This is a genomic window from Nocardiopsis sp. iso_40, assembly GCF_056173285.1.
Genome location: NZ_CM149666.1, coordinates 2,121,214 through 2,146,958 on the forward strand (window position 1 = coordinate 2,121,214; position 25,745 = coordinate 2,146,958).

Here is a 25,745-nt window from a genome sequence, read left to right on the forward strand (position 1 = left end):
GTCTCAGTCCCGGCCGCTGGGTTCGGCCGCGGCCACGGACTCGGCCACCTCGTGCAGGAACCCCGGGAGGTCGGGCAGTACCCGGACGGTCTCGTCCCAGTCGCGCTCGAAGGCAGCGGCGTGTTCCGCCACGGAGGAGCCCTCGGCCCGGCGGATCGAACGCAGCAGGGCCCACGCGGCCGCGGCCACCAGCGGACGGGACAGCCCGCGGCCGCGTACGTCCAGCTCACCGGTCACCGACCACCGCCCGTGCGGCGCCGGGGCGGGTACGGCCACGGCCCGCCCGCGGACCAGGCGGTGCTCCACCTCCAGGGTCAGGGGCGGGTCGGCCGCGGCCCCGGACGCCGCCGAGAACCAGGCGCGCAGGTCCAACCGGGCGCTGACCCGGGCCGTCAACAGGTTCGAGCCCCAGCGGGCCAGCGCGCTCTGCACCGGAAAGCTCAGGTCCGCGCTGACCACCAGGGTCTGACGCGCGTGGTCGTGGACCACGCTTCCGCGGGTGGCCGGGGGAGCGTCGGACCCACCGGGCGCCTCGTCCCCGCGCATCGCGAAGTCGACCGAACACACGCCCGTCCCGTCCCAGGCGGTGACGGTCAGGTCGGTACCGAGCCACCCCTCGCCGCCCCGGTCCAGGAGGGGCCTTCCCTCGGCGTCCACCTCGGTCAGCAGGTACCTGCTCCCCGGGGCCAGGTGCTCCCCGTCGAGCAGCCTCAGGGAGGGGGCCGCCCCGCCCACGGCGGCCTCGTCCGCGAGGTCCCGGGCCCGCAGCTCCCGCTCCGTGTCGCTTTCCGGCGCCTCGGCGGGGTCGGGCCCCGGGACGTCGGCCAGCCGCCCCCGGTCCGCCCGCTCCCTTTCCCGACGCTCCTCAGCGGACAGGAGCAGTCCCAGTTCCTCGGCCCGTCCCCGGAGCCGTTCCCGCTCCTGCTCGCGGGGCAGGAGCAGCTCCCCGGTGCCGTCGAAGCGGGCGCGGCGCAGGACCTCGTACACCGCGGACACCGTGCGCGCGAGGTCGTCCCGGTCCGCGGGGGACAGGTCCAGGGTGTGGCTCAGGCGGGGCATGCGTCCCCTCCGCTTCGGTCGGTGGTCCGGTGTGGCCAGGCCATTGTGGTCCCTGGCGGTCAGGGGGGACAAGCGCGGCGGGCACGCCCGGACTGTCCCAGGGGTCGGGCAGGATGACCCCGTGACCAGATACGTCGTACTGCTGCGCGGGATCAACGTCGGCGGGCACCGCAAGGTGCCCATGGCCGACCTTAGGTCCCTGCTGACCGGACTCGGGTACACCGGCGTCGCCACCTACATCCAGAGCGGCAACGCCGTCCTCACCGCGCCCGGGGCGGGGCCTGCCGCGCCGGACGGGGTGGCGTCCCGGGTCCGCTCGGCGATCGCCGCCGAACTCGGCCTGGACGTTCCGACCGTGGTGCGCACCCGGGACCGGCTGCGCGCGACGGTGGCCGGGAATCCCCTGGAGGTGCCCGACCCCGCCCGGTTCCTGGTGCTGTTCAGTTCCTCGCCGATCGACCCCCGGGTGCTGGCCGACGTGGACCCGGCCGGGTACCCGGACGAACACCTGGCCCTGGGGCCGGACGCGGCCTACACCCGGCACGAGCGGGGGATCCGGTACGCCAGGTACCCCGACCTGCTGGCCAACCGGGTCCCCGGTACCGTCACGGCACGCAACTGGCGTACGGTCCTGCGTCTGCTGGAGATGGCCGAGGGCGGCTGAGGGGCCCGGCGGCGGGGACTGTCCGAGAGGAGTCAGCGGTGAACTGAGCACGGCGGTCGGAGCACCGCCGGCGCGACCACGTGAAGGGGTGGTGTCCGTGCCCAGACGGTGGACGGTGATTCTGCGGGACCACGCTGACGCGGCGCGGCCGATCCGGCCGGAGGACTGTCACGGGCTGCTCAACCACTGGTGGCCGCAACCGGCGTCGGAGCACACCGCGCCCAAGCGCTGGGTGATGAACGGGTGGCCCCGGCCCCTGGGCGACCGGCTCCACCACTGGACCCTGACCTGGTTGGACGACGCCGACCCGGCACCCCTGGACCCCGGCGAGCTGCTCGGCGCGGTCCAGCGCATCGGCGACCACGTACTCGAGCCCCTCTCGGTCACCCGGACCTTCGACCGCACCTACACCGAGATGCTCACCCCGCCGAGCGGCCCCGCCGCCGTGCGCGCCGCCGAGGTGCGCACCCGCACACCCGTCGTGACGACCACCCGGGACACCTCCGGTGAGCGCGTCCCGCACATCTGGCCCAGCCCCCGGCGCCTCTTCGGGGCCGTGCACCGTTCCGGCGGCGGGATCGTCGGCGGCAGCGGCGCGCTGGGTGCGGTGGCCCGCTTCGCTCCGCCGTCCCTGGCCGCCCCCTGGCTGGAGCAGGCGCTGGCCGGGCTGGCCCGGGTCCGGCGCTCGGCCCTGCCGGGCCAGGAGGTGCGACTGTGCGAACACCACCACGCGGAGAACCGGACGGTGCTGGGCTGGCGCGGCGGCCTTCTCCTGGAGGTGTTCGGCGGGGGGAACCAGGACGCCGCCACCTTCGCCGCCCTGCTGGAGCTCCTGGAACTGGCCGGGGTCGGCAAGTACACCGCGCAGGGCTTCGGGTCGGTGCTGGTGGACACCGTCACCCGCGGCCGGAGCGCCGCCGCTGTCCCCGCTCCGCGCTCCGGCCGGGCGCCCCACCGGGTCCGCCGGAGCCCGCCCCGGTCGGTGGAGGCCCGTGCGCACGCGGCGGCCGAGGCCGAGGAGTTCGGGGGCACCCTGTTCGACTGACCCGCAGACCGCCGGTTCCCGCCCGAGGACGGCGGGCGGGGGCCGGTGCCCCTCCGGGCGGCCGATCGGCCGCCCCGTCGGCTCCCACCCGGTGGACGGGGCGGGAGCCGGCACCTGTCTCCGGGGCGTTCAGACCGGGCTCTGCCCCGGCCCCGGCCCCGGGACCGTCCCCCCGTCACCCCGCCGCAGGGCCCGGGCCAGGCCGAGCAGGTGCGGGACCAGGTCCTCCGGGGTCAGTGCGGGGCCGGTCCCGCCGTCGGATGCGGGGTGCTCGCGTTCGGAGCGGGGGAACTGTTCGTTTCTGCGCGGGGTCGGCATGGGGCGCCTTCCTGGCCTGGGGGCGGGACGGGTCCGTGTACCCAGCTCTCTCGGACAGAGACGGCGGCCCCGGTGCACGCGAGGTGACCGGAAGAGGTCAACCGGATGACGCGGGGCCGAGGCGCCTGGTATCGGTGGTGCCGACGGCAACGCCGTCCGAGAGAGGTCGGCAATCCGATTCCGTTCGGCATCCGGACCGTTCCAGCCGTTGCCCCCGGCCATGAGGAGTCCGCCGCGGTGATCCACGCCCCCGAGCACCGACCGACCGAACCCCCGGAGAACGGCCCCCGCGCCCCCGCGGGCCCGCCGGACAGCGGGGTGGTCGTCGGGGTGGACCTGCGGGGGATCCAGGCCTACGTGTACAGCGGCCGCCGCATCCTGGACGCCGTCGGCCGGGCCGCCCTGGTCGCCGAACTCACCGACACCGCCGACCCCGTCCACGGGGTGGCCCACCTGGTGCCCGAGGACTGCCTGGTCCTGCGGGACGCGGGCGGCGCCCTGACCGTCGTCCTGCCCGACCTCGCGGCGGCCCGTTACTTCACCGCCCGCTACACACGGCGGCTGCGGGAGCGCGCCGGGGAACTCACCCCGGTGGTCGCGTTCGTCCCCTACGGGCCGCGGGCCCTCCCGGTCCCGGGCGAGGCCGTGCTCCCCGACGTGGACACGGCCCTGACCGAACTTCCGGTCCGTCTGCGCCGTGCCCGCCGCCACATGTCCGCGCTGCACACCCCAGCGCACGGCTACGGGATCACGGCGGTGTGCTCGGTCAGCGGAGCCCCGGCCGAATCGGTGGACAGCAGCAGGTCCCTGGACGGCCGGGCCGGGGTGTACGAACGGGTGGCCGCCGACGTGGCCCGGGCCCGGGGGATCGGCCGCCGCTGGCACCGCGCGCACAGCGACGCCTGGCTGACGGGCGCCGACACCGCCGCCGGAACACCCGGACTGGTGCTGCCGATGGAGGTGGACCGGCTCGGCCGCGACCGCGGTGACGTGAGCCGGGTCGCGGTGGTGCACCTGGACGTCAACGGTCTGGGGGCGATCCTCGGCGGCTACCGGGAGCGGGCGGGAGACCCCGGTGCCCCCGGTTCCGGCGCCCTGGCCCAGCGGACGCTCTCCACCAGGATCGCCGGGCTCACCGAGGGGCTGGCCCGGGTCCTGGTGCGCGCGGTGGCCGCCACGGTCCGGACCGGCCCCGGACGGCGGCCGGTCATCCCCGCCGCCGGCGGGGGCGGTCCGATCACCCTGGACCACGAACCGCCCGGCCCGGCCCGGCTGCCGGTGCGGCCGATCGTGGTCGCCGGGGACGACCTCACCGTGCTGTGCGACGCGAGGCTGGCCCTGAGCATGGTGCGGTACGCCCTGGACTGGCTGGACGCCGACCCGGAACTGGTCGGTGACCCCGAGGACCCGCGGGTGGCCCTGCACCGCGCCCTCGCCGCGGTGCACGGCCCGTCGGACCGGTCCGACGGGCCGTCCGCTCCGGGTACGCCGACGGGCGGCCTCCCGGACGGGCGCGCCGTGGTGGCCGCGGACGGGCGTCGGCACACCACGTTCGTCCCCACGGTCGGGGTGGGGGTCGCGGTGCAGCCGGTGGGGGCCCCGCTCTCGCTCGGGTACGACCTCTGCGAGGCCCTGTGCCGGCTGGCCAAGGACCGACGGGCTGCGGCCGCCGACTCCGACCCGGCCGCCGCGGGGGAGCACGCGGTGGCCTGGACGGCCCGTTTCGACGGGGTCAACCGGGTCCTGGACCGGATGGAACACGCCCGCCTGGCGGAGTGTCCGCGCACTGCGCTGCCGATGACCGGGACCGCCTTCGTCCGGTTCCTGGACCGCTACCTGTCCCCGGGCGGCCCGGTCGCGGACGACGACAGCCGCCACCGGGGATGGCTGGTCTCCGCCCTGGTCCCGCTGCTGGAGTCCGGGGCCGACCCCGGTCCCGAACTGGCCCGCCGGGCACGCGTCACCGGACGTGCCGCGGCCCTGCCCGCGGGGTGGACCCCCGGCGAACTGCTGGACGCGGTCGGGGTGATGGACCTGTACACGGATCCGGGGCTGGCCGAGGCGCTCGACCCCCGGCGCCCCGTGAGGGTCGGGGATTCAGCTCCGGGCGGAGGCGGGGACCGGTGAACGCCCAGGACCCGGTGGACCCTCCGGACCGGATCGTGGTGCGTCTGGCCTCCCCCGCGCTGTTCGTCGGGGCCAGCGCGGACGGCACGGGCGCCGACACCGACGTGGTCACCGACGCCCACGGACTGCCCCTCCTGCCCCGGCACCGGCTCGCGGCCCGGTTGCGCGCGGGCGCGGTCAGCGCCGCGGCGGTCGCCCCCGACCTGGCCGGTGCGGTGGAGCTCCTGTTCGGCCGCGGGCGTTCGCACGGCCCCGACCGGATCCTGCGGCTGGGCCACGCGGTCCCCGGCGACGGGGTGCGCGCCGCCGTGGCCCGGGCGCTGGCGGGACGCGCCGAACCCGCGCGCTCCACGCTGCGCCGGGCCGTCACCGACGCCCACACCACCCTGGAGTCGGGGGTCGGGATCGGCCCGTACGGGGCGCCCGAACCCGGGCGGTTGCGCACCAACCGGGTGCTCCTGCCCGGGCTGACCCTGACCGCGGTCCTGACCTGGGCGGTCCCTCCGGGGGAGGAGCACTGGCGGTGCCTGGCGCGGGCCTGTCTGGCCACCGACCAGATCGGGCTCAGGGCCACCCGCGGGCGCGGCCGGGTGGACGTGCGCCTGGCCCGGAGCGATGACCCCGACCCCCAGGCCACCACGCTGTCCCTGGCAGCGCCCCCGGCACGCCCGCCGGGCCCCGCCCGGCGGGAGGGGGCGCGGACATGAGCTCCGCCCCGGCTGTGAGCGCCTACCTGCCGCTGCGGTACGTGCTCACCGACTCCCTGGCCGTGCGTACCGCCTTCGACCCCCTGCGGGTGGACTCCGAAACCGTGCTGGGCGGGCGCGCGCAGCGCGGCATGCTCGCCGCGGCGCTGCGCCGGGCCGGTCTGGAGGACGAACTGACGGAGTGGGTGGCGCGCGGTGAACGGGTCCGGTTCGCCCCGGCCCACCCCCGGCTGGAACAGCACGCCCGGGGAGGCGCACCGGTGGTCGCCCATCCGCCGCCCGCTCACCTGTACGTCCCGGGCAAGGACGGCGACGCCCTCGTCGACGTCTTCGCCGAGGGCGCCGACCAGCCGGGCGTCCCCCTCCGCGCGCTCCGGGACCCGCTCACCCCGGACCGGTCGCTGCGCGCCGCCGTACGCACCACCTCCGAGCGCTACCTGGGGCGTTCGAGGTCCGGGGGAGCGGGACGGGGCGTGCCGTTCTTCACCACGAGCCTGGACCCGGGACAGGTCTTCGAAGCCAGGTGGCAGCTGCGCGGACCCGACCACGCCTTTCTCCTGGGGCTCGCGGAGCGGATCGTGGCGGTCCTGGCCGAGGCCGAGGGCACGCTCACCCTCGGATCGGGAGGGACCCGTGCGCACGGCGGGGTGGCGGTGGGGCCCGTCGACCCGGACCGGTTGCTGTCCCCGGACCGGGTGGAGCGCCCGGACGCGGACCGGACCCGCGTCGCCGGGGACCCGGTCGACCTGCTCCTGCTCTCCCCGGCGCTGCTGGTGGGTGGGCAGGGGCAGGCCCGCCCGCACGCCCTGGTGCCCGCTGTCCGCGAACTCCTGGCCCGGCTGCTGCCCCGCACACCGGTGGAGGTGGCGGCGGCCCACGTCGAGCCCGTCCTGGTCGGCGCCTACCACCGGGGTTACCGGGGGCCCATGGCCCAGCGCTGGGCGGCGGCCCCCGGTTCGGTGGTGCGGTTGCGGCCGGGCCGGGACCTGACCGCCGCGCACGTCCGCGACCTGGAGGCCCACCCGTTGGGGGAACGCCTCGTGGACGGGTACGGCCAGTTCGCCCTGCTCGACGCGCCGCCGGGCGGCCCCGAACCGCTGCCCCCGCCGTCCGCGCCCCTCCCCGCCCGGGCAGGGGGCACCGCCGCCCTGCCCGACGGCCGGCCCCCGGCCGCCCCCGACCTCCCGGAGGCGGGGCGGGACGGGGAGCTGGACGCCCTGTACGGCGAACTGCTGTGGAACGCCGCCGCGCAGCCCGTCCGCGACCACGCCCGCGCGCTGGCCCACGCCTGTGCGGACACACTCGCCCCGGTCACCCCCAGCCTGCTGGGGCGGCTGCGGGAGGTGCTGACCCGTCCCGGACGCAGCGCCGAGGAGTCGTTGGCCGCACTGGATCGCACGCTCTCCCGGTCGCCGTCCGGGGGCGGCGGCCGGGGACCGGAGGGGTACGGGGGCCCGGGTGAGCGCGCGGTGCGCGTCCTGGAACGGGCCCGGCTGGTCCGCCCCGGTCCGGCCGCACCCGTCACGGTCCACGCGTGGTTGGGCGGGATCCGTGCGGGGGCGGGCGCACCGGTCTGGTGGCGCGACAACCGGCCCCGGGCCGACCGGGACCCCGCCTACGCCCGCGCCTTGGCCGCCGTCGACCTGGCCTCCCCCGACGGCCTCCCGGCCAGGGACCGGGAGAGCGGTCTCTCGGCCCGCGCCGAACAGTGGGAGGAGCGGGCCTCGGCCCGGCTGAGTCTGCTGCTGGTCTCCTCGTGGCTGGCGGAGGCGGCCCGGGTCCTGCGCACCCAAGGGGACCGGACCGAACAGGCACGGGGGCGCGCCGACCTGGACCGGGGGAGCGCCGACCGGGACCGGGGCGGGGGTGCGCCGCGGTGACCGCGCCCGAGGACGCACGCGACCCCCGATCCGCCGGCCTGCTCTGGGAGTTCGCGGTCCGGCTGCTCCTGCTCACCGACACCCACGTCGGCGCGGCCCGGGCCACGCCCCGGCACGCCGCGGAGAGCGACGTCAACCTGCGCCTGGACCGCGACCCGCGGTCCGGGGCGCCCCGGCTGCGCGCCACCACCCTCGCGGGGCTGCTCCGCCACGAACTCCTCGCGCGTACCGGCGACCCCGACGGCGCCGCCGCCCTGCTGGGGTCGGGCGACACGGGCGGGGCCGATGGTGCCCGGGCCCCTTCGCCGCTGCCCAGCGCCCTGGACGTCGACGACGCGTACGCCGTCCTGCCGGACTCCGCGGCGGTGTCGGTGCGGGTGGGAACCCGGGTGGACCCGGCCACCGGCAGCGTGCGCCCCGGCCGGATGTGGCAGTGGGAGGTCCTGCCCGCGGGCACCGTGTTCACCGCGCACCTGCGGCTGCGGGTGGCCGCCCCCGCAGACGAGGCCCGGCTCCTCACCCTGCTGGTGCTGGCCGTCCGCGGACTGGGGGGCGACGGCCCCGGGATCCGGATCGGCGGACGTTCGGGACGGGGTCACGGAGCGGTCCGGGCCGCCCGCTGGGCCGCGCGCCGACACGACCTCACCGACGAACACGGCTGGTTCGCCTACCACGCACGCGACTGGGCAACCCGCTGGGGCGAGGGCGCCGAAGCGCTCACGGGTCCGCCGGAGGCGCCCCCGCCCGGGGCGGCCCCCGCGGAGCCGGACCTGGCCGCCCTCCTCGACATCCGGCTGCGCGAACAAGGGCGGGCCGCGACCGCCGCGCACCTGGCGGCCCGGTCCGCGCACACCGACCGGCGGCGCCGGGCCGAACTGCGGATGGAACTGTACGTGGCCGAAAGCCCCGACCCGGTCGCCGCGGGGCGTCCGCCCGCCCCCCGGGACCTGCGCCCCGGGCTCCTCATGGTCGGGGACGCGCCCGCGGACGGCCGCCTGGCGGAGGCCGACCGCGGCCACCGGCGGCGGCCGTTCGTCGCCGACCACGGGGACGAACGGGTGCCGCTTCGCCCCGTCCTCGGCGACACCGCCCTGTTCGCCCTGCTCAAACGGTTGGGCGGTCGGCTCGTGCGGGACGCCTGCGAACACCTCGTGGGGCAGGGCGGCCGTTGGCGGCAGTGGCACGGGCACTGGTGGGGCGCCGACACCGGCCACCGCCCCGGCGCCCCGCCGGCCCCCTCCCGGATCCGGCTGCGCGCCACCCCGCCCCTCGACGGCGGCGCGCCCCTGACCACCACGCGCCTGACCGCGGACGCCCTGTTCGGTGACGCCGTGGACGGCCACCTGTTCACCACAGACCTGCACTGCGGGGGCTCGGCCCGGGTCGTCGTGGACGTCACCGAACCCGACGACGCCGTCCGGGGGATGCTCGCCCTCCTGGTCCGGGAACTGGCCACCGTCCCCCTGGACACGCTCGGCGCGGGGGCCGGAAGCGGCCAGGGCAGACTCGTCGCGACCCGGGCGGTCCTGACCACCCGCGGGGGTGGCCGGGCACCGGTCGAGGAGGTGGACCTGGTGGCGGCACTGGACGAACCGGACGGCCGCGACGCCCGGACCGTGCGGGGGTGGCTGCCCGCCCTGCACGCCCGGATCACCGGCTCCGACACGGAAGGGGAACCGCGTTGAGCGTGCACGCACACGAACCGCCCGCACCGGCGGGGGTGGACGTCGGACCGCTCTCGCCCGAACGGGTCGAGGAGGTCCTCACCGACGTGTTCGTCCGGGGGGAGCGCTGCCGGGCGCTCGACGCCGCGGGACCGCCCGGGTTCCGGGGCGGCCCCCAGTGGCTGCTGGCCGAACTCGGCGACGGCCGGATCACCGGGGCCTGCCCCTCGGGCCGGTGGCACCGGTCGGACGCCCTGCCCACCGCGCACCTGTCCGCGCCCCCGCTCGACCCCCGCACCGACCGGTGGCGGGTCCTGGAGGTCCTGGTGTTCGGCCCGCACGCGCAGATCCGCCTGGGCGAGGGGGCGGACGCGGGGTGGGTCGCCGCCGACGCCCCGGGCGAACTCCCGGAGTGGCTGCGCCCCCGCGACAGGTCCTTCCTGCTCCAGGGCTGGGTCGGGGACGCCGACAGCCGCACCCTGGAAGGGGCGGTACCCCTGTCGGTGACCCGGGAGCCCTCCGGGGCCGAGGCGGTCCTGCCGGTGGCCTGGACCGGTTTCTCCGGCCGCCTGCGGACGCTTCCGGAACAGGGGCGCGGAGCCCTGGAGAGTACCGGGACCTGGCTGACGGTCCGGGAGTACTGGGCGTGCGATCCCGTCACGGGCGCGGTCGGGGTGGCCTTCCACCGGCTCACCGGGGTGTGCGCCGGGACTAAGCCCACCGGCCCGGAGTTCGAGGTGGGCACCGGAGACGAGACGGGCACCGGCGGCCCGGCGGGCGTCCGGGGCCGGGCGGGGGAGCGCTGATGGCGGACCCCCGGCACGTCGCCGCCCGGCTGAACCCCGCCGCGCCGGGGCCCGGGGGACAGCCGCGCCGCTACCGGGCCACGGCCCCCTACGGGCTGGTCCGGCTGGCCGATACGCCCGTGCCCGCCGCCGCACTGCACCCCGACCACGACACCAGGGCGCTGCTCCGCTCCCACGAGCGCACCGTCCCGGGGACGCACTCGGGCTGGATCGACCTGACCCTGACCACCCTGACCCCCACCTTCGTCGGCCGGACCCCGGGCAGGGGCGGCGTCCACCACTCCACCCGCTTCCCGCACGGGGACCGGTCCCTGCCCGCGGTGCCCGGCTCCACCCTGCGCGGCCTGGTCCGCAACACCCTGCGCATGCTCACCGGCGGCGAGAGCGGTCCGGTCAACACCCCCATGCTGTTCTTCCGGGCGCCGGTGCGCGTGGACCCGGACAGCGCCGACGGCTCCCCGTCCCCCCGGGCCCGCCACGTCGCGGCCAGGCAGCACGACCACTACCGCAGGCGCCGGGCCGGGCTGCGCACCAGGCAGGGGTTCCTGTACCACTCCCCGGGTGAGACGGCGTGGTACGCCGTCGAGGTGCCCGCCACCGCGCTGGAACCCGAACCGGGCCGGGCGCTCAAGGTGCCCTTCGCGGTGCTCCGGGAGAGCCTGCGCACCTGGGACTTCGGGGTCGGCGACTTTCCCGACCCGCCCCGCGGCAGCACCTACGTCCCCACCGCGCACGAACAGCACGGCCGCCTCCAGCACCGCTGGGTGTACGCGGTCCACCTGCCGGGGCGGCGCGGGGTCGCCGCGGTCGCCCCCACCGAACCGCAGGCCCGCGCCCACCTGGCCGAACGCGCCGGGAGCGGCGCGCGGCACGAGCACACGGGTCCCGGACACGGCGGGGTGGTACCGGCCCTGCTCGTGCTGACCGGGGCAGCCGCCGAGGAACGGCGCAACGCCTACCTCTTCCCCGCGCCGCCGGACCTGCGGACCGGTCGCCGCCCGGTGCCCGACGCCATGGTGGAGCTGTTCGAGTCGGCGGAGCAGGTCACCGGCTACCAGCGGGCCGCCTTCCCCCCGACCCTGGGCACCGGGGACGGGGACCCGGCCCGGCCCCCCGTCGCCGGGACCGGGGGCGGCGGGCTGCCCCGACGGGGCCTGGAACCGGTCTGGTTCGACGTGGACCCCTCCGGCCGCGTGGTCTCCTTCGGCCGCTCCGGCGGCTACCGGATCGCGGTCAGCGACGACAGCCCGATCCGCCGCGCCGTCCCCGAGCGGGTCCTGGGGCCCCAGCACGGCGACCCCGACCGCGCCGACCGGGCCGGGCGGACCGTCGACGTGTGCCGGGCGGTGTTCGGCGACACCGACGTCTTCGCGGGTGAGGCCGGAGCGCTCCGGGGCCGGGTCTCCTTCGGCAACGCCCTGAGCACGGACCCCGACCCCGACTACCCCGACGGCGCCGCGCTGCGGGTGCAACTGCTCTCCCCGCAGCGCGGCTGCTTCGCCAACTACCTCGCCCAGGGCCCCGACGCGGCGGCGGGCGAGCGGCCCGACATCGTCACCTGGTCGCACGAGGGGCGGATCCGCCTGGGCGGGTACAAGGCGTACCTGCACCGGCACGACCCCCGCCTGGGCGCGCCGGTCCGCTACGACGAGCGGGCCCGGACCGAACTCGGGATCACGGTGCTCCCCCGAGGAGCCCGGGCCGCGCCGCCCCGGGACACCCAGCGCGACATCGTCCCGCTCCGGGACGGCCTCACCCTGCGCTCCCGCATCACCTTCACCAACCTCACCGACGCCGAACTCGGCGCCCTGATGCGGGCCCTGCTCCTGGCCAACCCCGCCGACGGGGGAGACCCCGCGGACCCCGGGCACGCCCACAAGATCGGTATGGGCAAGTCCCTGGGCATGGGCAGCGTGCACCTGCGCCCCGAACTCCACCTGGTCGACCGCCGCGCCCGCGCCGCCGACCTCTCCCTGAGCCCCGCCGCGGGGGTCACCCGTGCCACCGGGGAACGTGTGGAGGCCTTCCTTGGCGCCTTCTCCGCGGCCCTGGCGGGGTACCGGGGGGCGGAGGACTGGAGGGAGGTGGAGCAGGTGGTGGACGTGCTCCTGGCCAGCCGCTGGCGGGGCCGCCTGCCGTGCTCGGAGACGGCGGTGATGTCGCTGCGCCAGTTCGCCGAGTACCCGGTCCTGCCCCCGCTCACCGAACGGTTCGGGGGAGCAGCCGCAGGATGAGCAGGCCGACGGCGAAGGACAACGCGCTCCCGACGGCCACGGCGGCGTACAGCCCGCGCAGGAACGCCTCCCGCGCGGAGTCGGCCGCCGCCGCGGACAGCCCCGGGGTCGCCAGGGTCTCGTTCAGGGTTCCCGCGACCTCGGGCCCCGTCAGCCGGAAGACCAGGGCCGCGACCGACCCGAGCAGGGAGATGCCCAGCGCGTTGCCGATCTCGTTGCTGGTCTCGGCGACGGCGGCGGCCGCCCCGGCCCGCTCCGGCGGCACCGCCGACACGGCGGTCTCGGCGACCGCGCTGAACGAGATGCCGTAGCCGACACTCGCCACCACGGTGGAGGCGACGAACCAGGCGACCCCGGAACCGGTGTCCGCCAGGAGCAGGAGCGCCAGGCCGGAACCGGCGAGCAGGTGCGCGGCGGCGAGGGCGGACCGCCTGCCCACCCGGGGGAGGAACCGGGGCGTCACGACGCAGGTCACCGTGAGCACCAGGGCCCCGGGGACCGCGAGCAGCGCGGCGGTGAGGACGTCGAGGCCGAGCACCGACTGCAGGTACATCCCGGTGAGGTAACTCGCCGAGGCCCACACCAGGAGCGAGAGCAGCCCGGTGACGATCGCGAGGGCGAAGACGCGCTCCCGGAACAGGCGCAGGTCCACGAGCGGGTGTTCGAGCCCGTGCTGCCTGCGGAGGAACCACCACACGAGCGCGGCCCCGAGGAGGCCGGTGGCGGTCTGGGACCAGGAGGGCCCGTGGCCCGCGGCGTCCTTGAGCGTGTACACGGTCAGCAGCAGACCGGCGGAGGACAGGGCCACGCTCAGCACGTCCACCCGCCCGGGCCGGGTGCCGCGGACCTCCCGCAGGACGGCGGGGGCGAACACGAGGAAGAGCGCCACGACCGGCATGTTGATCAGGAAGACCGATCCCCAGGGGAAGGCGCTCAGCAGCGTCCCGCCGGTGACGGGGCCGATCGCGAAACCGGCGGCGAAGGTCGCCGCGAAGATCCCGATCGCCTGGGCCCGCCGGCGGGGGTCGCGGAACAGCTCACTGATCACCGCGAGGCCGGAGGGCAGCAGGGTCGCCCCGCCGAGTCCCATCAGCGCGCGGAACGCGATCAGGGCCTCCGGTGTGGTCGAGAACGCCGCCCCGGCCGATCCGGCGCCGAACACGACGGCGCCGACCGTCATCAGCCGGAGGCGCCCGTAGCGGTCCCCGACGCTGCCGAAGGTGATGAGCAGCGAACCCACCACGAAGCCGTAGATGTCGAGGATCCACAGGGCCTGGCCCGCGCTGGGGGAGAGGGCTTCGCTGATACGGGGCATCGCCAGGTGGAGGATGGAGTTGTCCATCGCCACGAGCAGGACCGGGCCGAGCACGACCAGCAGGCCGAGCCACGCGCGGCGGTCCGTGGGCCTGTTCGGGGTACGGGAGAGGAGCTGTTCTGTCATGGCTCCGACGGTGTCCGCCGTCCCCGGCCCCAGCCAGACCACCGCCGTGGGTATCCCCGACAGGGGCAGGCACCGCGGCGCCGACCGTGCCTAGGATGCGGAGCATGGAACTGGAGAGCCTGGGCGCCTACCTCAGAAGCCGACGCGACCGCCTCACCCCCGAGGACGCCGGTGTGCGCGCCTACGGTGCGCAGCGTCGTGTGCCGGGGCTCCGCCGGGAGGAGCTGGCCCAGCTCGCGGGTGTCAGCCCCGGGTATTACACGCGGTTGGAGCAGGACCAGGCGGGCACCGCTTCCCGGCAGGTGCTCGACGCCCTGGCCCGGGTGCTGCGGCTGGACGCCCCCGAGACGGTCCACCTGCACAACCTCGCGCGCCGCCCGTCGGTGCCACGTCTGGTCCGGCCGGAGCCCGAGCAGCCGCACCCCAGGGTGCTGGCACTGCTGGCCTCACTCGGGGAGGGTGCTCCGGCGGTTCTGCTGGGGCGCCGCGGGGATGTTCTGGCGTGGAACCGCGCCGGGCACGCGCTGGTCGCCGAGCACCTGGACTTCGACTCCACGCAGGATCCGGAGAACCGCCCCTCGATCCCGAGGATGTTCTTCCTCGACCCGCTCTGCCGGGACCTGCACCGCAACTGGGAGGAGCTCGCCCGGGTGCACGTGGCCTACCTCCGCCTGACCGCGGGGCGCCACCCCGCCGACGGGCGGTTGGCCGAGCTCATCGGCGAGCTGACCATGCGCAGCCCCGAGTTCGCCGCCATGTGGGCCGAGGGCGAGGTCCGGGACTGCACCGTCGGCACCATGCGGCTCCGGCACCCCACCGTCGGTGCGCTGGACGTCGACTACCAGGTCTGGCTCCAGCCCGACAGCCCCGACCACCACCTGGAGGTCTACACCGCCCGCACCCAGGCCGACCGCGACGCGCTCAGCCTTCTGCCGACCCCTCGGGCGGCGGGGACGGGCGGGCGGACCCGGGAGCTTCACCCCTGGTGAAACCGGGCGGCTCGCGGCCGAGGGTTCTGGCCCCCGCTCACCCGTGCCCGCTTATGGTCTCGGCGAGGGCCTCCAGCAGGTCGGCCCGTCGGTCGGGTTCGTTCTGGGCGCCCCGCCACAGCTCCGGGGGCTCGGGGCCCTCCTCCAGGAGGCGGCACAGCAGGGTGTCGAGCGAACCCCGGGGGTCGGCGTCGAAGGCCGCCCGGCGGGCCTGGGCCTGCGCGGCCAGTTCCCGGGCGAGCCGGACCAGCCACGTCCGCTCGCTTTCGGCCAGGACCTCGCGCCGGGGACCGATCGGCTCCGGGGCGTCCCCGTGCCGTGCGGGCGGGTCGGGAACGGGGGCGTAGGGGGCGCTGCGGGACCGCCCCCTGGCCCGTTGGACCAGTGCGAAGTGGCCGGGCATGTCCACGGCCATCCGGCCCAGCACCCCGGTGAGCCTGCGCGCCACGTCCTCGCCGTTCATGGCCGGCAGCAACCGGCGCAGGAGCAGGCGTCGGCGCTGGTCGGGGGTGCGGCCGGGGTCGGCGTCACGGCCGGCGGCGAGTTCGGCGAGCTTGCGCAGCAGGTAGTCGCCGGTGGCGGTGGAGACCATCGGGGGTTCCCGGACCGCGGTGAGCGGGCGCCCGTGCAGGTCCGCGACGGGGACCGCGTCGCCGTCCTCGGTGAACGACACCGACTCGCCGGGGCGGACGTCCTCGGGCAGGTCGGCGGCGGGGTTCCCCCACCCGGCGGTGAGTACCAGCATGGCCAGGGCCTCCTGCTCGACCACGTCGGTGGCGATCCGGGCGACGTCGCGGCGCTGGGCCCAGCGCCGGGGGCGTTCGGAGAAGGCGCAGCGGATCCTGCCGTCGGGGGCGGGCTGCGGGTAGACGCGCCGCAGGTTCTTGTAGGACCGGTCGCGGCGGACGTCGTCCAGGGCGTCGCGGAGCCGGTGCGCGGCGGTGCGGTCCACGCCGCCGGTGCCCCCGGCGCCGGGCGCGGCCCGGGCCATGCGCACGGCCACGACGCCGTGCGGGTCGCCGCCGTGTCCGGTGCACGCGCAGTGTTCGAAGCACAGGTCGACGTAGTCGCAGAACTGCTCGGAGTGGCTGGCGCAGCCCTGCGCGGTTCCGTCCGCCGAGCACGGTCCGCAGCCCAGGACACGTGTGAACAAGCGTAGGAAGGCGGCCGAACCGAACAGCTCCCCGGCGGAGCAGTGGTGGTTGCTCACGAACTCTTCTCCCCGGATGTTCCGGGGCTGGGACGCTTCCCCAGCCCTTCCGGGGAAACGCGCGAACGAGGCGTGAGCCTTCGGTGACACTCCTGCGTCAACGGGAGGTCGTGCAACAAGGTAGGACCGCTGCGACTGGAATGTCAATTGCCGACCATGGTGCTGAAAGCTACCAAAAGTGAACATTTTCAATTAATCGGTCATTGTTCGCACGCGGCCCAGGATGAGCAGCGGGACGCCTCCGGCTGTGCCCCGGGATCCGGTTACGGGTGAGACGGAGTGCGTCACCGAACGTCAGCGGAACATGGCCGGATCAGGCCATGTCTACTCCCCTTCCCCTCGGGGCTGAGATGCGTTATGGGCGCGGTTATGGGAGCGATCCCAGGCTTCGCGGTGCCCGATTTCCGGCGAGGTATGCGCGCGCCCCACCTGGCATTTTGGGGATTTCATAGAATATGAAAGGAATCCTTGCGAATTCGGAGAGTATTCGCCCCGTTGTCGGTATCCTCCGCTTCCCTTACGTTGGCCCGGTGTTCACCACCCCATGGACACATGGCCGTCCGTAGAGCCATTCACCTCACGGACTGTCGACCCCCCGGGCTCAGGAGTGCGCTCCTGCCCAGAAAACGAAAGGGCAGCACCTTGCATCGACCCCCCATCGGGCGTGCCGTCGCAACCACCACCCTCGCGTTCGGACTGGCACTGGCAGCCACCGGAGTGGCCGCCGCCGACCCCGAGGCGTCCGAGATCCCCGCCGCGCAGGTCGCCGCCATGCAGGAGGCGTTCGGCCTCAGCGACTCGGGCGTCGCCGACCTTCTCGACGCGCAGGACCAGGCCGCCGACCTGGAGGCCGAGCTGCGGGAGCAACTCGGCACCGACTTCGGTGGAGCGGTCTTCGACGTCGAGACCCGCCAGCTCACCGTCCAGACCACCGACAGGTCGTCCTACGGACAGATCCGCAGCGCGGGAGCCGTCCCCGAGTTGGTCACCCACGGCGAGGAGGGGCTCGGCGACGCCGTGTCGGCCCTGGACGCGGTCGAGGACAGCGCCGCGGTGAGCGTCCACGGCTGGTACGCCGACCCCGACAGCGACCGCGTCGTCATCGAGGTGGACGAGGGCCGGTCCGCCGACGCCGAGGCGCTGGCCGCCGAGGCCGGCGTCGACGCCTTCACCGTCCAGGAGAGCGCCGAGCGGCCCCGGACCTACGCCGACATCGTCGGCGGCAACCCGTACTACTTCCAGGACGGTGGCAGCTGGTACGTGTGCTCCGTCGGCTTCGGTGTGGAGGGCGGCTACGTCACGGCCGGCCACTGCGGCGACGAGGGCTCCGACACCTGGAACGACGCGCCGGGCACCGAACAGATCGGCACGGTCGCCGGATCCGTCTTCCCCCGCAGCGACATGGCGTGGGTCGAGATCACCGACCCCGGCTTCACCGCCACCCCGCTGGTCAACGACTACGACGGCGGCGCCGTGACGGTCACCGGCTCCGAGGAGGCCCCCGTGGGCGCCTCGGTGTGCCGCTCGGGCCGGACCACGGGTTGGCACTGCGGCGTCATCGAGGCCAAGGACCAGACCGTGCGCTACCCGCGCGGCCAGCACGTCCACGGTCTGACCCGCACGACCGCCTGCGCCGAGGGCGGTGACTCCGGCGGCTCCTGGCTGGCCGGCACCGAGGCCCAGGGTGTGACCTCCGGCGGTTCCGGCGACTGCACGAGCGGCGGCACGACCTACTTCCAGCCCGTCAACCCGATCCTGGAGCGGTGGAACCTGACCCTGCTCACCGGCTGACCGGGAACCGGTCCCTCTCACCCCGCCCCGGGACGGCGCCTGCCGTACCGGGGCGGTCCCGTGTCCGGGGCGCGACCGGTCCGGGCCCGCTCCCGGCGGTGCCGCTGCCCGCCCGCGGCCTCGGGGCCGGGCCGAGCGGTGTCCGAGAGAGTGCGGTGAGGGCCTCGGAGCGGGGTGCGTCGCGGCTGTTCGGGCGAAGCGGGCGGTCGGCATGGAGCGAGAGGGAGCGGGAGGTCGCCGGATGCCCGTGGTCAATCTGACCCCGCACGTGGTGACGGTCGTCGACGAGCAGGCGCGCGTGATCCGGAGTTGGCCCGAGTCGCCCGAACCCGCCAGGGTCGAGGCCGTCCGGATCCCCCTGCGGGAGGTGGAGGGCGTGCCGCTCATGGCGGAGGAGCGCACCCGCGCGGCCCTGCCCGAACCCGTGGAGGGGGTGTGGTTCATCGTCTCCTCCGTCGTGAGCTCGGCCCATCCGGAGCGGGACGACCTGCTGGTCCCCTCCGACCTGGTCCGCGACGACCGGGGGGTGGTCACCGGCTGCCGTTCCTTCGTGCTCACCTCCGCCCCGGTCCGCGACCGGGAAGGGAAGAAAGTACTCCATTGATTCCTTCCGCCCCTTTTCGGGTGCGGGTGAGTACTGTGGTTCCGTTCCTGTCGTCTGGAGGCGCCCGAAGGCGGTGCGTCCGGGAGGGGAAACCGTGGACGCACCCCGTACCGCCGTCGTCCTCGTGGGGCAGAACCCGACCCCCGCACTGCTCTCCTGCCTGACCCTGCCCGCCGACCAGCTCGTCCTGGTCGCCAGCGACGGGACCCTGACCGTCGCCCGACGGGTCGCGGAGGCCGTCGGACGCCTCGCCCCGCGCCGTTCGGCGCGCGTGCTCAGCGTGGGGCCGGACCCGCACGACCCCGATCGGGTCACCGGCCTGCTGGAGACCGTCCGGAGCGCACTCGGCGGGCGCCCCTGGTACCTCGACTACACCGGCGGCACCAAGGTCATGAGTGTGGTCGCCGCCCTGCACCACGAACGCGCACTGCCGCCCCGGGCCCGCGCCTGGCGCTACTACCTGGACTCCCACAGCGACCTGCTCCGCACCGCCGACACCGCGCGCCACGACCGTACGGTGACCGGCCGCGGAGTCGACCTGCGCACCCTGGCCGGGATCCACGGCGCCCGCTGGCTGGCGGACCGCGACCCCGAACCCGTGCGCCGGTTCGTGCGGGGCGGGGAGGGCGCCCTGGCCGAAGCCTTCCCGCACCTGCCCGAGGGCGAGCGCAACGGAATCGCGGCCGAGGGCCGGCTGCTCCGCCACCTGCGCCGCCTGCTGCGCGGACGGCCCGACACCGAGGTCCTCGGCGCCCGGCAGGTCGCCGACCCCTTCCGTCCCGGCGGTTCCGTCGCCGACTTCGACGTCCTGGTCCGCCACCGCCACCGGGTGCTGTGCGTGGAGGCCAAGACCCGGGCCGAGGACGTGGTCGCCCGTGCGGGCTGGACCGTCGCCAAGGCGCGCAGGGTCTTCGGCGGTGCCGCCCACGTCCTCTTCGTCCACTCCGGGCCGCCCGTGGCCGACCTGCGCGACCAGGTCACCGAGTACAACCCGGCCCTGACCGCGCGCCAGGTCCACGTGTGGCACCTGGACGCCCTGCTGGAACGCCTCACCTCCTTCGCGGCGCTGCGCGACGCCTTCTTCCCGAGCCTGGCCGGGGCGCCGCCGAGCAGACCCGCCCCGGGGACGGCAGCCCCGCCCCCGCCGGGGGCCGCCGGGACCGATCCGGCCGCCACCCCTCCCTGCCCGCCCCCACCGCCCTCCCGCCATCCCGGCCCCAGGGACGCCCCGCTCCTGGTCACCCCGTTGGGCGGAAGCAGGTTGGGCACCCTGGCCGCCGTGCACGCCCACCGCCCGGCCCGGGCCCTGGTCCTGTCCTCCAAACAGAGCCTGCGGCGCGGGGTCCGGGAGGCGGCGGCGGGCACGCTGCGCTTCGCCGAGCACCCGGGCGCGCCCCCGGCCGACGCCGCCGCCCTGCGCGCCGAGGGTTACCGGGACCGGGTGCGGCTGTCGGGCGACCCGGTGGACGGTTACGACACCGAGGCGGTCGATCGGGCCGCGCGGGGGTGGGTCGAACGCGAACGGCAGGAGGGCCGCCCGGTGGTCGTGGACATCACCACCGGGACCAAGGCCATGAGCCTGGGGCTGGCCAGGGCCGCCCGGTTCCACGGGGCCTGCACCACCTACCAGTTGGCCCGGGAACGGGCCCTGGTCTGCCTGACCCACGGCCGCAGACCGCTGGAGGGGCGGGCCGGGATCGACTGGTCACTGGTGCTGTCCGGTTACCGGCCCCTGACCGGGCCCCTGGGCGGTCTGGTCACCGGCCCGGCCCGGGACCAGGTGGACGCGGCGCTCCTGGAGTCGGCGGGGGCGGCCCTCGGCGCGGCCGCGTCGGGGGAGTGCCAGGTGTGGTGGGACGTCAGCCTGGCGGACCCGGAGGGGTTCCTGACCGCGCAGGAACGGCCCGGCCTGGTGCTGACCTTCGGGGACCGGGCCGTGGGGCTGGCCGCACCGGCGCGCCTGCGGCGGCGTACCCCCGGCGGGCCGCTGCGCCGGGTGAGCCCGGGGGCCTGGGCGCAGAGCGTGTTCGCTGCGACCCTGCACCTGAACGTGCGCTGTGACGTGGCCGGGACGGTCCTGGCCCTGACCCGCCCGGGCCGCGACGTGGCCCGGGCGGGCGAGCTGGTGGCCTGGATCTCCCAGACCGGACCCGGTGAGGAGGGCGGAGGCGACCGGTCGGCCCCGGCGATCCGCTTCGGGGACCCGCTACGTCCGCTGGTCGTCGGGATGGACCCGCAGACCCCGCCGGACCTGCTCACGACCGACGTGAGCAGGCTCTGACCCGCCGTTCCCCCACTGACCCACTTATGGGCTATTTGTCCTATTTGTTACTGGTGGGTCGCAAACCGTCCGAGGCGCGCAACCGTCCACCCCCAGACACATCCCCCTCCCAGAACGGAGCCGCCCACGTGCGGTACGGATCCACACCGGCCCTGGCCGCCGGTGCGCTCGTCATGGCCCTGGCCACCGGCTGTTCCCTGCTCCCGGACCCGGCACAGGAGACCGAGGAGGCGGCCCCGGCAGCGGAGGTCGACACCGCCGCCCTCCTCGCCGAGCGTTTTCACGACCAGGAGGTCACCTGGACCGCCTGCCACAACACCATCGAGATCGAGGAGGCCGAGGAGTGGGGTGGAGACGGGGAGTGGCTGGAGGGCCTGGAGTGCGGTTCGCTCATGGTCCCTTTCGACCACTCCGACCCCGAGGGCGACTGGGTCCGCCTCCACCTCTACCGGCAGCCCGCCACCGGAACTGACGAGGAGCGGATCGGATCGCTGCTCCTCAACCCCGGCGGGCCCGGGGTGACTGGTTACGACATGCTCGCCTACGAGAGCTTCAGCGAGCCGATCCGGGAGGCGTACGACCTGGTCTCCTTCGATCCGCGCGGAATCGGCTCCAGTGAACCGGTGGCCTGCGGTGACCTCGGTGACGAGGGGGACAGCGGCCCCTGGGAGCCGCTGGAGCGCTGGGACGCCGACCCGGCCGACCTCTCCGAGGACGAGGTCACCGCTCTGGTGGACGCCGCTCGGGAGTACGCCCGGGAGTGCGAGAAGGAGGGCGGCGACCTCCTGCCCACCATGGGCACGGTCAACGTCGTCCGCGACCTGGACATCATCCGCGAGGTCCTGGGCGACCGGGAGCTGAACTACGTGGGCTACTCCTACGGCACCCACATCGGGGCCCTGTACGCCGAGACGTTCCCCGAGAGCACCCGGGTGATGGTGCTGGACGGCGCCGTTCCCAACGACCGCACCGGCGAGGAGATGCTGCTGGAGCAGACCGAGAGCTTCCAGGCGACCTGGGAGGGCTTCGTCCAGGAGTGCGTCGACACCATGCCCTACTGCGCCTTCGACGGCGTCGAGAGCGCCGACGAGACGATGGGGCGGATCCTGGAGGGGCTGGACGAGGACCCCTTCCGGTTCGACGAACCCCTCTGGTCGGAGGAGGAGATCGTCATCGACGGGAACACCCTCCTGGACATGACCACCAGCGTCCTCTACTCCGAAATGCTGTGGTCGGCCCTCAGCGACGGGCTGTACGCCCTCCAGGTCGGTGACGCGGAGACGGTCGACCTCGCCCTGCTCTTTCTGTACGAGGCCGTCTACGGGCACCCGGACGCCGCGTACGAGGACGAGGACACCGAGATCAACGGCCTCACCGCCCGTTACGCCGTCGAGTGCGCGGACTGGTCGTACGACACCGACCCCGACGGCTTCCTGGACCTGGCGGTCCGGGCCCACGAGGCCTCCCCGCTGTTCAGCGGTGTCTCCGCCTGGCTGGCGGCGCCCTGCGCGCACTGGGTCGAGGCCGAGGCGTCGCCGAACGGGTTCACCGCCCCGGACGCCCCGCCGATCGTGGTGGTCGGCACGGTCGGCGACCCCGCCACCCCCTACTCCTGGTCCCAGGACCTGGCCGAGCAGCTGGAGAGCGCCACTCTGGTCACCTACGAGGGCTCGGGCCACGGGGTCTACGGCTTCGGCTACAACGACTGCGTGGACGACGTGGTCGACACCTACCTCCTGGAGGGCGTGGTGCCCGGCAGCGGACACTTCTGCGCCCCCGAGGAGTACTGACCGCCCCGGTCCTGTCCGCCTGTCCGCCCGGGCGGACAGGACCGGCAGCTCCGAGCTCCGGTACGTGCCTCCGGTAAAAGGCACCGGAAAGCCACTCGTACGGAGTTTTTGCCCCTCTGCCGGGATGTTCACCGCGCAGGCGCCAACGATGACCCGGAGTATGGAGGCTTCGACGGTTCGCGGTTCGGAGCGGAGGTGGGCGTGCGGGTGCGCTGCGCTGGCGGAAGGGCCCTGGGTGCCGTGGGGCTGACGACCGTGCTGGTCGCGGCGGCGGGTTTCGCCCCGGCCGACCGGTGGGACGGCGAACTCCCCTTCTACGGCCAGACCGTCGACTGGCAGCCGTGCTTCACCCCGGAGGAACTCGCGGCCGCAGAGGACGCGGAGGGCGACCCCGACTGGACCTCGCGACTGGAGTGCGGCACCGTCACCGTCCCCGTCAACCACGGCGACCCCGAGGGCGGGACCATCGGCATGGCGGTGGTCAGGCACCCCGCCCAGGGGCCCGCCGAACAGCGGCGCGGCTCCCTCGTGTTCGACTTCGGCGGCCCCGGCGTCCCCGGGGTCGAACGGATGAGGAGCGGTCCCCTGCCCCTGAGCAGACAGGCACGCGCCTCCTTCGACCTGGTCTCCTTCGACCCGCGCGGGGTGGGGGAGAGCGCCGGGTTCACCTGCCCGCGGTGGCGGGCCATGCGGGCGCCCCTGGAGGCGATCCGGAACCTCGGACCGCAGGAGGTCACCGACGAGCGGCTCCGCGAGCTGGACAAGGCCGCCGAAGCCTACGCCCGGAGCTGTGTCGAGGAGGTCGGCGAGGAGTTCCTCGCCAACACGGGCACCGTCAACGTGGTCCGCGACCTCGACATCCTCCGCGACGCCCTCGGCGACCGCCGCCTGAACTACGTGGGTTTCTCCTACGGCACCCGCATCGGGGCCCTGTACGCCGAGATGTTCGCCGAGAACACCCGGGCCCTGGTCCTGGACGGGGCGATGCAGATCGAACGGGACGTCGTCGCGGACGGGGTGGAGCAGAGCGGCGGAGTCCGGACCGCGTGGGAGACCTTCGTCGACTACTGCCTGGAGCGGGCTCCGGAGTGCCCGTTCACCGACACGGAGCAGGCCACCGCCGAGACGGAGGCGATCCTGGCCGGGGTCGCCGCCGACCCGGTCGTCCTCGAGGAGGGCGGTGTCGGCCGCCACGAACTGCTCGTGCTGCTCCGCGAGTCCCTGTACACCGAACACAGGTGGGAGAACGCGGCCCGGCTCCTCGCCCGGCTCGCGGCGGGCGACACCGGGGACGAGTTCGTCCGGGGCTACCTCGAGGGCGCCCTCGCGTCCCGGGACGGGGAGTCGGGGCCGGAGGAGTCCGCGTTCACGGCGGTGCGCTGCGCCGACCACACCAACCCCACCGACCCCCACGAGTACCGGGAGGGCGCCCGGCGCGCCGCGGACCTCTCCCCGCTCTTCGGGGGCGACCAGGTGTGGTCGTTGCTGCCCTGCGCCCACTGGCCCGTTACCGAGGTCGTCCCCACCGGGGTGAGCGCCCCGATGGCGCCGCCGATCCTGGTGGTCGGCACCCGGGGCGACCCCGCCACCCCGTACGCGTGGGCGCGCGAGCTGGCCGACCAGTTGGCCTCCGCGACCCTGTTCACCTACGAGGGCGGGGGCCACACGGCCTACGCGGGCGGACGATCCTGCGTCGACCGGGTGGTGGACGCCTACCTCCTGTACGGCGAGGTCCCCCCGGAGGGCTCCTCCTGCCCGGGGGAGCTCTGAGCGGTCGGGAACCGCACGAACGACAGCACCAGGGCCAGGGCCCCCGCACCCACGGCCAGCACCAGGTGGCCGGTGCTGATCGAGGTGGCCGCCATCAGCGGGCCGAGGGCCAGGGGCGAGAGGAACTGTCCGACGAAGACCATCGTGCTGGAGACCGAGCTCGCCCGCCCCATCACCGGTGCGGGCGTCAGCGCGCCCACCAGCACGGTCAGCGAGGTCAGCCACACCCCGCCGCCGGCTCCCACCAGGACCGCGGCCGCCACCAGGGCCGCGTGCGCGTCGACCAGCCCCAGCAGCAGGAAGGCCGCGGTCCACAGCACGGCTGCGGTCCGCAGCAGGGCGTTGACGCCCAGGACCCGGCGCAGCCGCGCGTACGCGACGCCCACCAGTGCTGAGGTTCCGGTGACCGCGGCGATGTTCACCGAGACCGCCGCGGGGTCGTGCACACCGAGTTCCGCCAGCCGCTGGGGAAGGAAGACCAGCAGGCCGTAGGTGAGCACCATGTACACGCCGGACAGGGCGAACACGCCCAGGAGCGCGGGTTGCGCGGCCACCGCCGCCCGCAGGGTGGTCGCGTCCGAGGGGCGCTCGCCGCCCGGTCCGCTCCGCGCGGGCCCGGAAGCACCGAACAGGAACAGCGCGGCCGCGCCCACGGGGATCCCGACCAGGTACACGGCGAACGGCGCCTGCCAGGAGATCGCGCCCAGCGCGCCGCCGAGGATCGGCCAGAGCACGCCGCCCAGGCCGGTGGCCGCGGTCCGCCAGCCCATCACCCGGTCGCGGTCCGCTCCCCGGTAACCGTTCAGGAGGGCGACCGTCGTGGCCGAGAAGGCGGTGGCCGCGCCGATGCCGAACACGACCCGGCTGGCCAGCAGCAGGGTGTAGTCGTCGGTGACCAGTCCGGCCCCGCCCGCCAGGCCGTAGACGAGGAGACCGGCGAACATCGGCCCGCGTACCCCCACGCGGTCCACGAGCCAGCCGGTCAACGGACTGACGAGGGCGACGGTCAGTCCGTTGACGGTGAGCAGGGTTCCGGCCCGGGCCGCGCTGATCTCCAGGTCGGTGCGCAGGAGTTCGAGCACCGGCATGAGGATCGTGCTCGACATGATGCCCAGGGTGGAGGACAGCAGGAGGACCGCGAGGGCGCCGTGCGGGTGCCGTGTGCCGGAGGCCGACGGGGCGGAGGGGGCTCCGGCTCCCGCGGCGGTGCCGGGTCCGGGCGTCGAGGGCGGGGCGGGCTTCGGTTCGGGCATGGGGGACCTCGGATCAAAAACTGCCACTGAGTGGCATTGGATATTTGTAGGCACTTTATACTGAGAGGCAAAAAAACACCAGGGGCGTTTTTCGCGGCGGCTGGTTAGGATG

General features: G+C 75.2%; 19 protein-coding genes. 14 read left to right on the forward strand and 5 right to left on the reverse strand.

Annotated features, from left to right (window positions below; all coding sequences use genetic code 11):
• Positions 1-3: 3 nt before the first annotated feature.
• On the reverse strand, positions 4-1,059 hold the full coding sequence (locus AC0VYD_RS09405) for a hypothetical protein (protein ID WP_475479497.1): 1,056 nt from the start codon (positions 1,057-1,059) through the stop codon (positions 4-6).
• Between the two features lie 121 nt (positions 1,060-1,180).
• Here AC0VYD_RS09405 and AC0VYD_RS09410 point away from each other — a divergent pair, with 121 nt between their 5' ends.
• Positions 1,181-1,723 carry a DUF1697 domain-containing protein gene (locus tag AC0VYD_RS09410; RefSeq protein ID WP_475479498.1) on the forward strand — a complete coding sequence of 181 codons (543 nt, stop codon included), beginning with the start codon at positions 1,181-1,183 and terminating at the stop codon, positions 1,721-1,723.
• 97 nt (positions 1,724-1,820) lie between these two features.
• On the forward strand, positions 1,821-2,768 hold the full coding sequence (locus AC0VYD_RS09415; RefSeq protein WP_475479499.1) for a CRISPR system precrRNA processing endoribonuclease RAMP protein Cas6: 948 nt from the start codon (positions 1,821-1,823) through the stop codon (positions 2,766-2,768).
• 129 nt (positions 2,769-2,897) lie between these two features.
• On the opposite strand, the gene AC0VYD_RS09420 is transcribed toward AC0VYD_RS09415, so the two are convergent.
• The gene (locus tag AC0VYD_RS09420; RefSeq protein WP_475479500.1) at positions 2,898-3,086 is read right to left on the reverse strand and encodes a hypothetical protein; all 189 of its coding nucleotides are present in this window, start codon (positions 3,084-3,086) and stop codon (positions 2,898-2,900) included.
• A gap of 237 nt (positions 3,087-3,323) precedes the next feature.
• On the opposite strand from AC0VYD_RS09420, the gene AC0VYD_RS09425 reads away from it, so the two are divergent.
• Genes AC0VYD_RS09425 through AC0VYD_RS09450 form a run of 6 tightly spaced genes read left to right on the forward strand, consistent with a single transcriptional unit; the run spans position 3,324 to position 12,504 of the window.
• Complete coding sequence (locus AC0VYD_RS09425; protein WP_475479501.1) at positions 3,324-5,213, forward strand: hypothetical protein; 1,890 nt, start codon at positions 3,324-3,326, stop codon at positions 5,211-5,213.
• Between the two features lie 14 nt (positions 5,214-5,227).
• Complete coding sequence (locus AC0VYD_RS09430) at positions 5,228-5,920, forward strand: hypothetical protein (protein WP_475480226.1); 693 nt, start codon at positions 5,228-5,230, stop codon at positions 5,918-5,920.
• Entirely contained in the window at positions 5,917-7,800 is a 1,884-nt protein-coding gene (locus AC0VYD_RS09435) for a hypothetical protein (RefSeq protein ID WP_475479502.1), read from the forward strand. The genes AC0VYD_RS09430 and AC0VYD_RS09435 overlap by 4 nt, the downstream gene beginning before the upstream one ends.
• Positions 7,797-9,485 (forward strand): RAMP superfamily CRISPR-associated protein, encoded by a 1,689-nt coding sequence (locus tag AC0VYD_RS09440; RefSeq protein WP_475479503.1) that lies wholly within the window; start codon positions 7,797-7,799, stop codon positions 9,483-9,485. The genes AC0VYD_RS09435 and AC0VYD_RS09440 overlap by 4 nt, the downstream gene beginning before the upstream one ends.
• The gene (locus tag AC0VYD_RS09445) at positions 9,482-10,270 is read left to right on the forward strand and encodes a hypothetical protein (protein ID WP_475479504.1); all 789 of its coding nucleotides are present in this window, start codon (positions 9,482-9,484) and stop codon (positions 10,268-10,270) included. Before AC0VYD_RS09440 ends, AC0VYD_RS09445 begins: the two co-directional genes overlap by 4 nt.
• Positions 10,270-12,504: a TIGR03986 family type III CRISPR-associated RAMP protein gene (locus tag AC0VYD_RS09450; protein ID WP_475479505.1), complete on the forward strand. Its 2,235-nt coding sequence runs from the start codon at positions 10,270-10,272 to the stop codon at positions 12,502-12,504. The genes AC0VYD_RS09445 and AC0VYD_RS09450 overlap by 1 nt, the downstream gene beginning before the upstream one ends.
• Here the strand turns inward: AC0VYD_RS09450 and AC0VYD_RS09455 are convergent.
• Positions 12,470-13,945, reverse strand: coding sequence for an MFS transporter (locus tag AC0VYD_RS09455; RefSeq protein WP_475479506.1), 1,476 nt, complete (start codon positions 13,943-13,945; stop codon positions 12,470-12,472). The genes AC0VYD_RS09450 and AC0VYD_RS09455 overlap by 35 nt on opposite strands.
• Before the next feature lie 104 nt (positions 13,946-14,049).
• Between AC0VYD_RS09455 and AC0VYD_RS09460 the strand changes: the two genes are divergently transcribed.
• Positions 14,050-14,934 (forward strand): helix-turn-helix transcriptional regulator, encoded by an 885-nt coding sequence (locus AC0VYD_RS09460; RefSeq protein WP_475479507.1) that lies wholly within the window; start codon positions 14,050-14,052, stop codon positions 14,932-14,934.
• 37 nt (positions 14,935-14,971) lie between these two features.
• On the opposite strand, the gene AC0VYD_RS09465 is transcribed toward AC0VYD_RS09460, so the two are convergent.
• Complete coding sequence (locus tag AC0VYD_RS09465; protein ID WP_475479508.1) at positions 14,972-16,144, reverse strand: hypothetical protein; 1,173 nt, start codon at positions 16,142-16,144, stop codon at positions 14,972-14,974.
• Between the two features lie 642 nt (positions 16,145-16,786).
• On the opposite strand from AC0VYD_RS09465, the gene AC0VYD_RS09470 reads away from it, so the two are divergent.
• The 5 genes from AC0VYD_RS09470 (at position 16,787) to AC0VYD_RS09490 (ending at position 24,380) form a co-directional block, all read left to right on the forward strand.
• On the forward strand, positions 16,787-17,935 hold the full coding sequence (locus tag AC0VYD_RS09470) for a S1 family peptidase (protein ID WP_475479509.1): 1,149 nt from the start codon (positions 16,787-16,789) through the stop codon (positions 17,933-17,935).
• A 241-nt stretch (positions 17,936-18,176) separates the two neighbouring features.
• The gene (locus AC0VYD_RS09475; RefSeq protein WP_475479510.1) at positions 18,177-18,539 is read left to right on the forward strand and encodes a hypothetical protein; all 363 of its coding nucleotides are present in this window, start codon (positions 18,177-18,179) and stop codon (positions 18,537-18,539) included.
• Between the two features lie 94 nt (positions 18,540-18,633).
• The gene (locus AC0VYD_RS09480) at positions 18,634-20,820 is read left to right on the forward strand and encodes a PDDEXK family nuclease (RefSeq protein WP_475479511.1); all 2,187 of its coding nucleotides are present in this window, start codon (positions 18,634-18,636) and stop codon (positions 20,818-20,820) included.
• 128 nt (positions 20,821-20,948) lie between these two features.
• Complete coding sequence (locus tag AC0VYD_RS09485; RefSeq protein WP_475479512.1) at positions 20,949-22,610, forward strand: alpha/beta hydrolase; 1,662 nt, start codon at positions 20,949-20,951, stop codon at positions 22,608-22,610.
• Positions 22,611-22,850: 240 nt separating this feature from the next.
• Positions 22,851-24,380 (forward strand): alpha/beta hydrolase, encoded by a 1,530-nt coding sequence (locus AC0VYD_RS09490; RefSeq protein WP_475479513.1) that lies wholly within the window; start codon positions 22,851-22,853, stop codon positions 24,378-24,380.
• Here AC0VYD_RS09490 and AC0VYD_RS09495 read toward each other — a convergent pair.
• Positions 24,323-25,633, reverse strand: a complete 1,311-nt coding sequence (locus AC0VYD_RS09495; RefSeq protein ID WP_475479514.1) for an MFS transporter — start codon at positions 25,631-25,633, stop codon at positions 24,323-24,325. The genes AC0VYD_RS09490 and AC0VYD_RS09495 overlap by 58 nt on opposite strands.
• Positions 25,634-25,745 lie beyond the last annotated feature (112 nt).

Coding starts and splice junctions, on each gene's coding strand:
- AC0VYD_RS09435 (WP_475479502.1), top strand. CDS start 5,917: ATGAGCTCCGCCCCGGCTGTGAGCGCCTACCTGCCGCTGCGGTACGTG.
- AC0VYD_RS09420 (WP_475479500.1), bottom strand. CDS start 3,086: ATGCCGACCCCGCGCAGAAACGAACAGTTCCCCCGCTCCGAACGCGAG.
- AC0VYD_RS09475 (WP_475479510.1), top strand. CDS start 18,177: ATGCCCGTGGTCAATCTGACCCCGCACGTGGTGACGGTCGTCGACGAG.
- AC0VYD_RS09460 (WP_475479507.1), top strand. CDS start 14,050: ATGGAACTGGAGAGCCTGGGCGCCTACCTCAGAAGCCGACGCGACCGC.
- AC0VYD_RS09405 (WP_475479497.1), bottom strand. CDS start 1,059: ATGCCCCGCCTGAGCCACACCCTGGACCTGTCCCCCGCGGACCGGGAC.
- AC0VYD_RS09450 (WP_475479505.1), top strand. CDS start 10,270: ATGGCGGACCCCCGGCACGTCGCCGCCCGGCTGAACCCCGCCGCGCCG.
- AC0VYD_RS09495 (WP_475479514.1), bottom strand. CDS start 25,633: ATGCCCGAACCGAAGCCCGCCCCGCCCTCGACGCCCGGACCCGGCACC.
- AC0VYD_RS09455 (WP_475479506.1), bottom strand. CDS start 13,945: ATGACAGAACAGCTCCTCTCCCGTACCCCGAACAGGCCCACGGACCGC.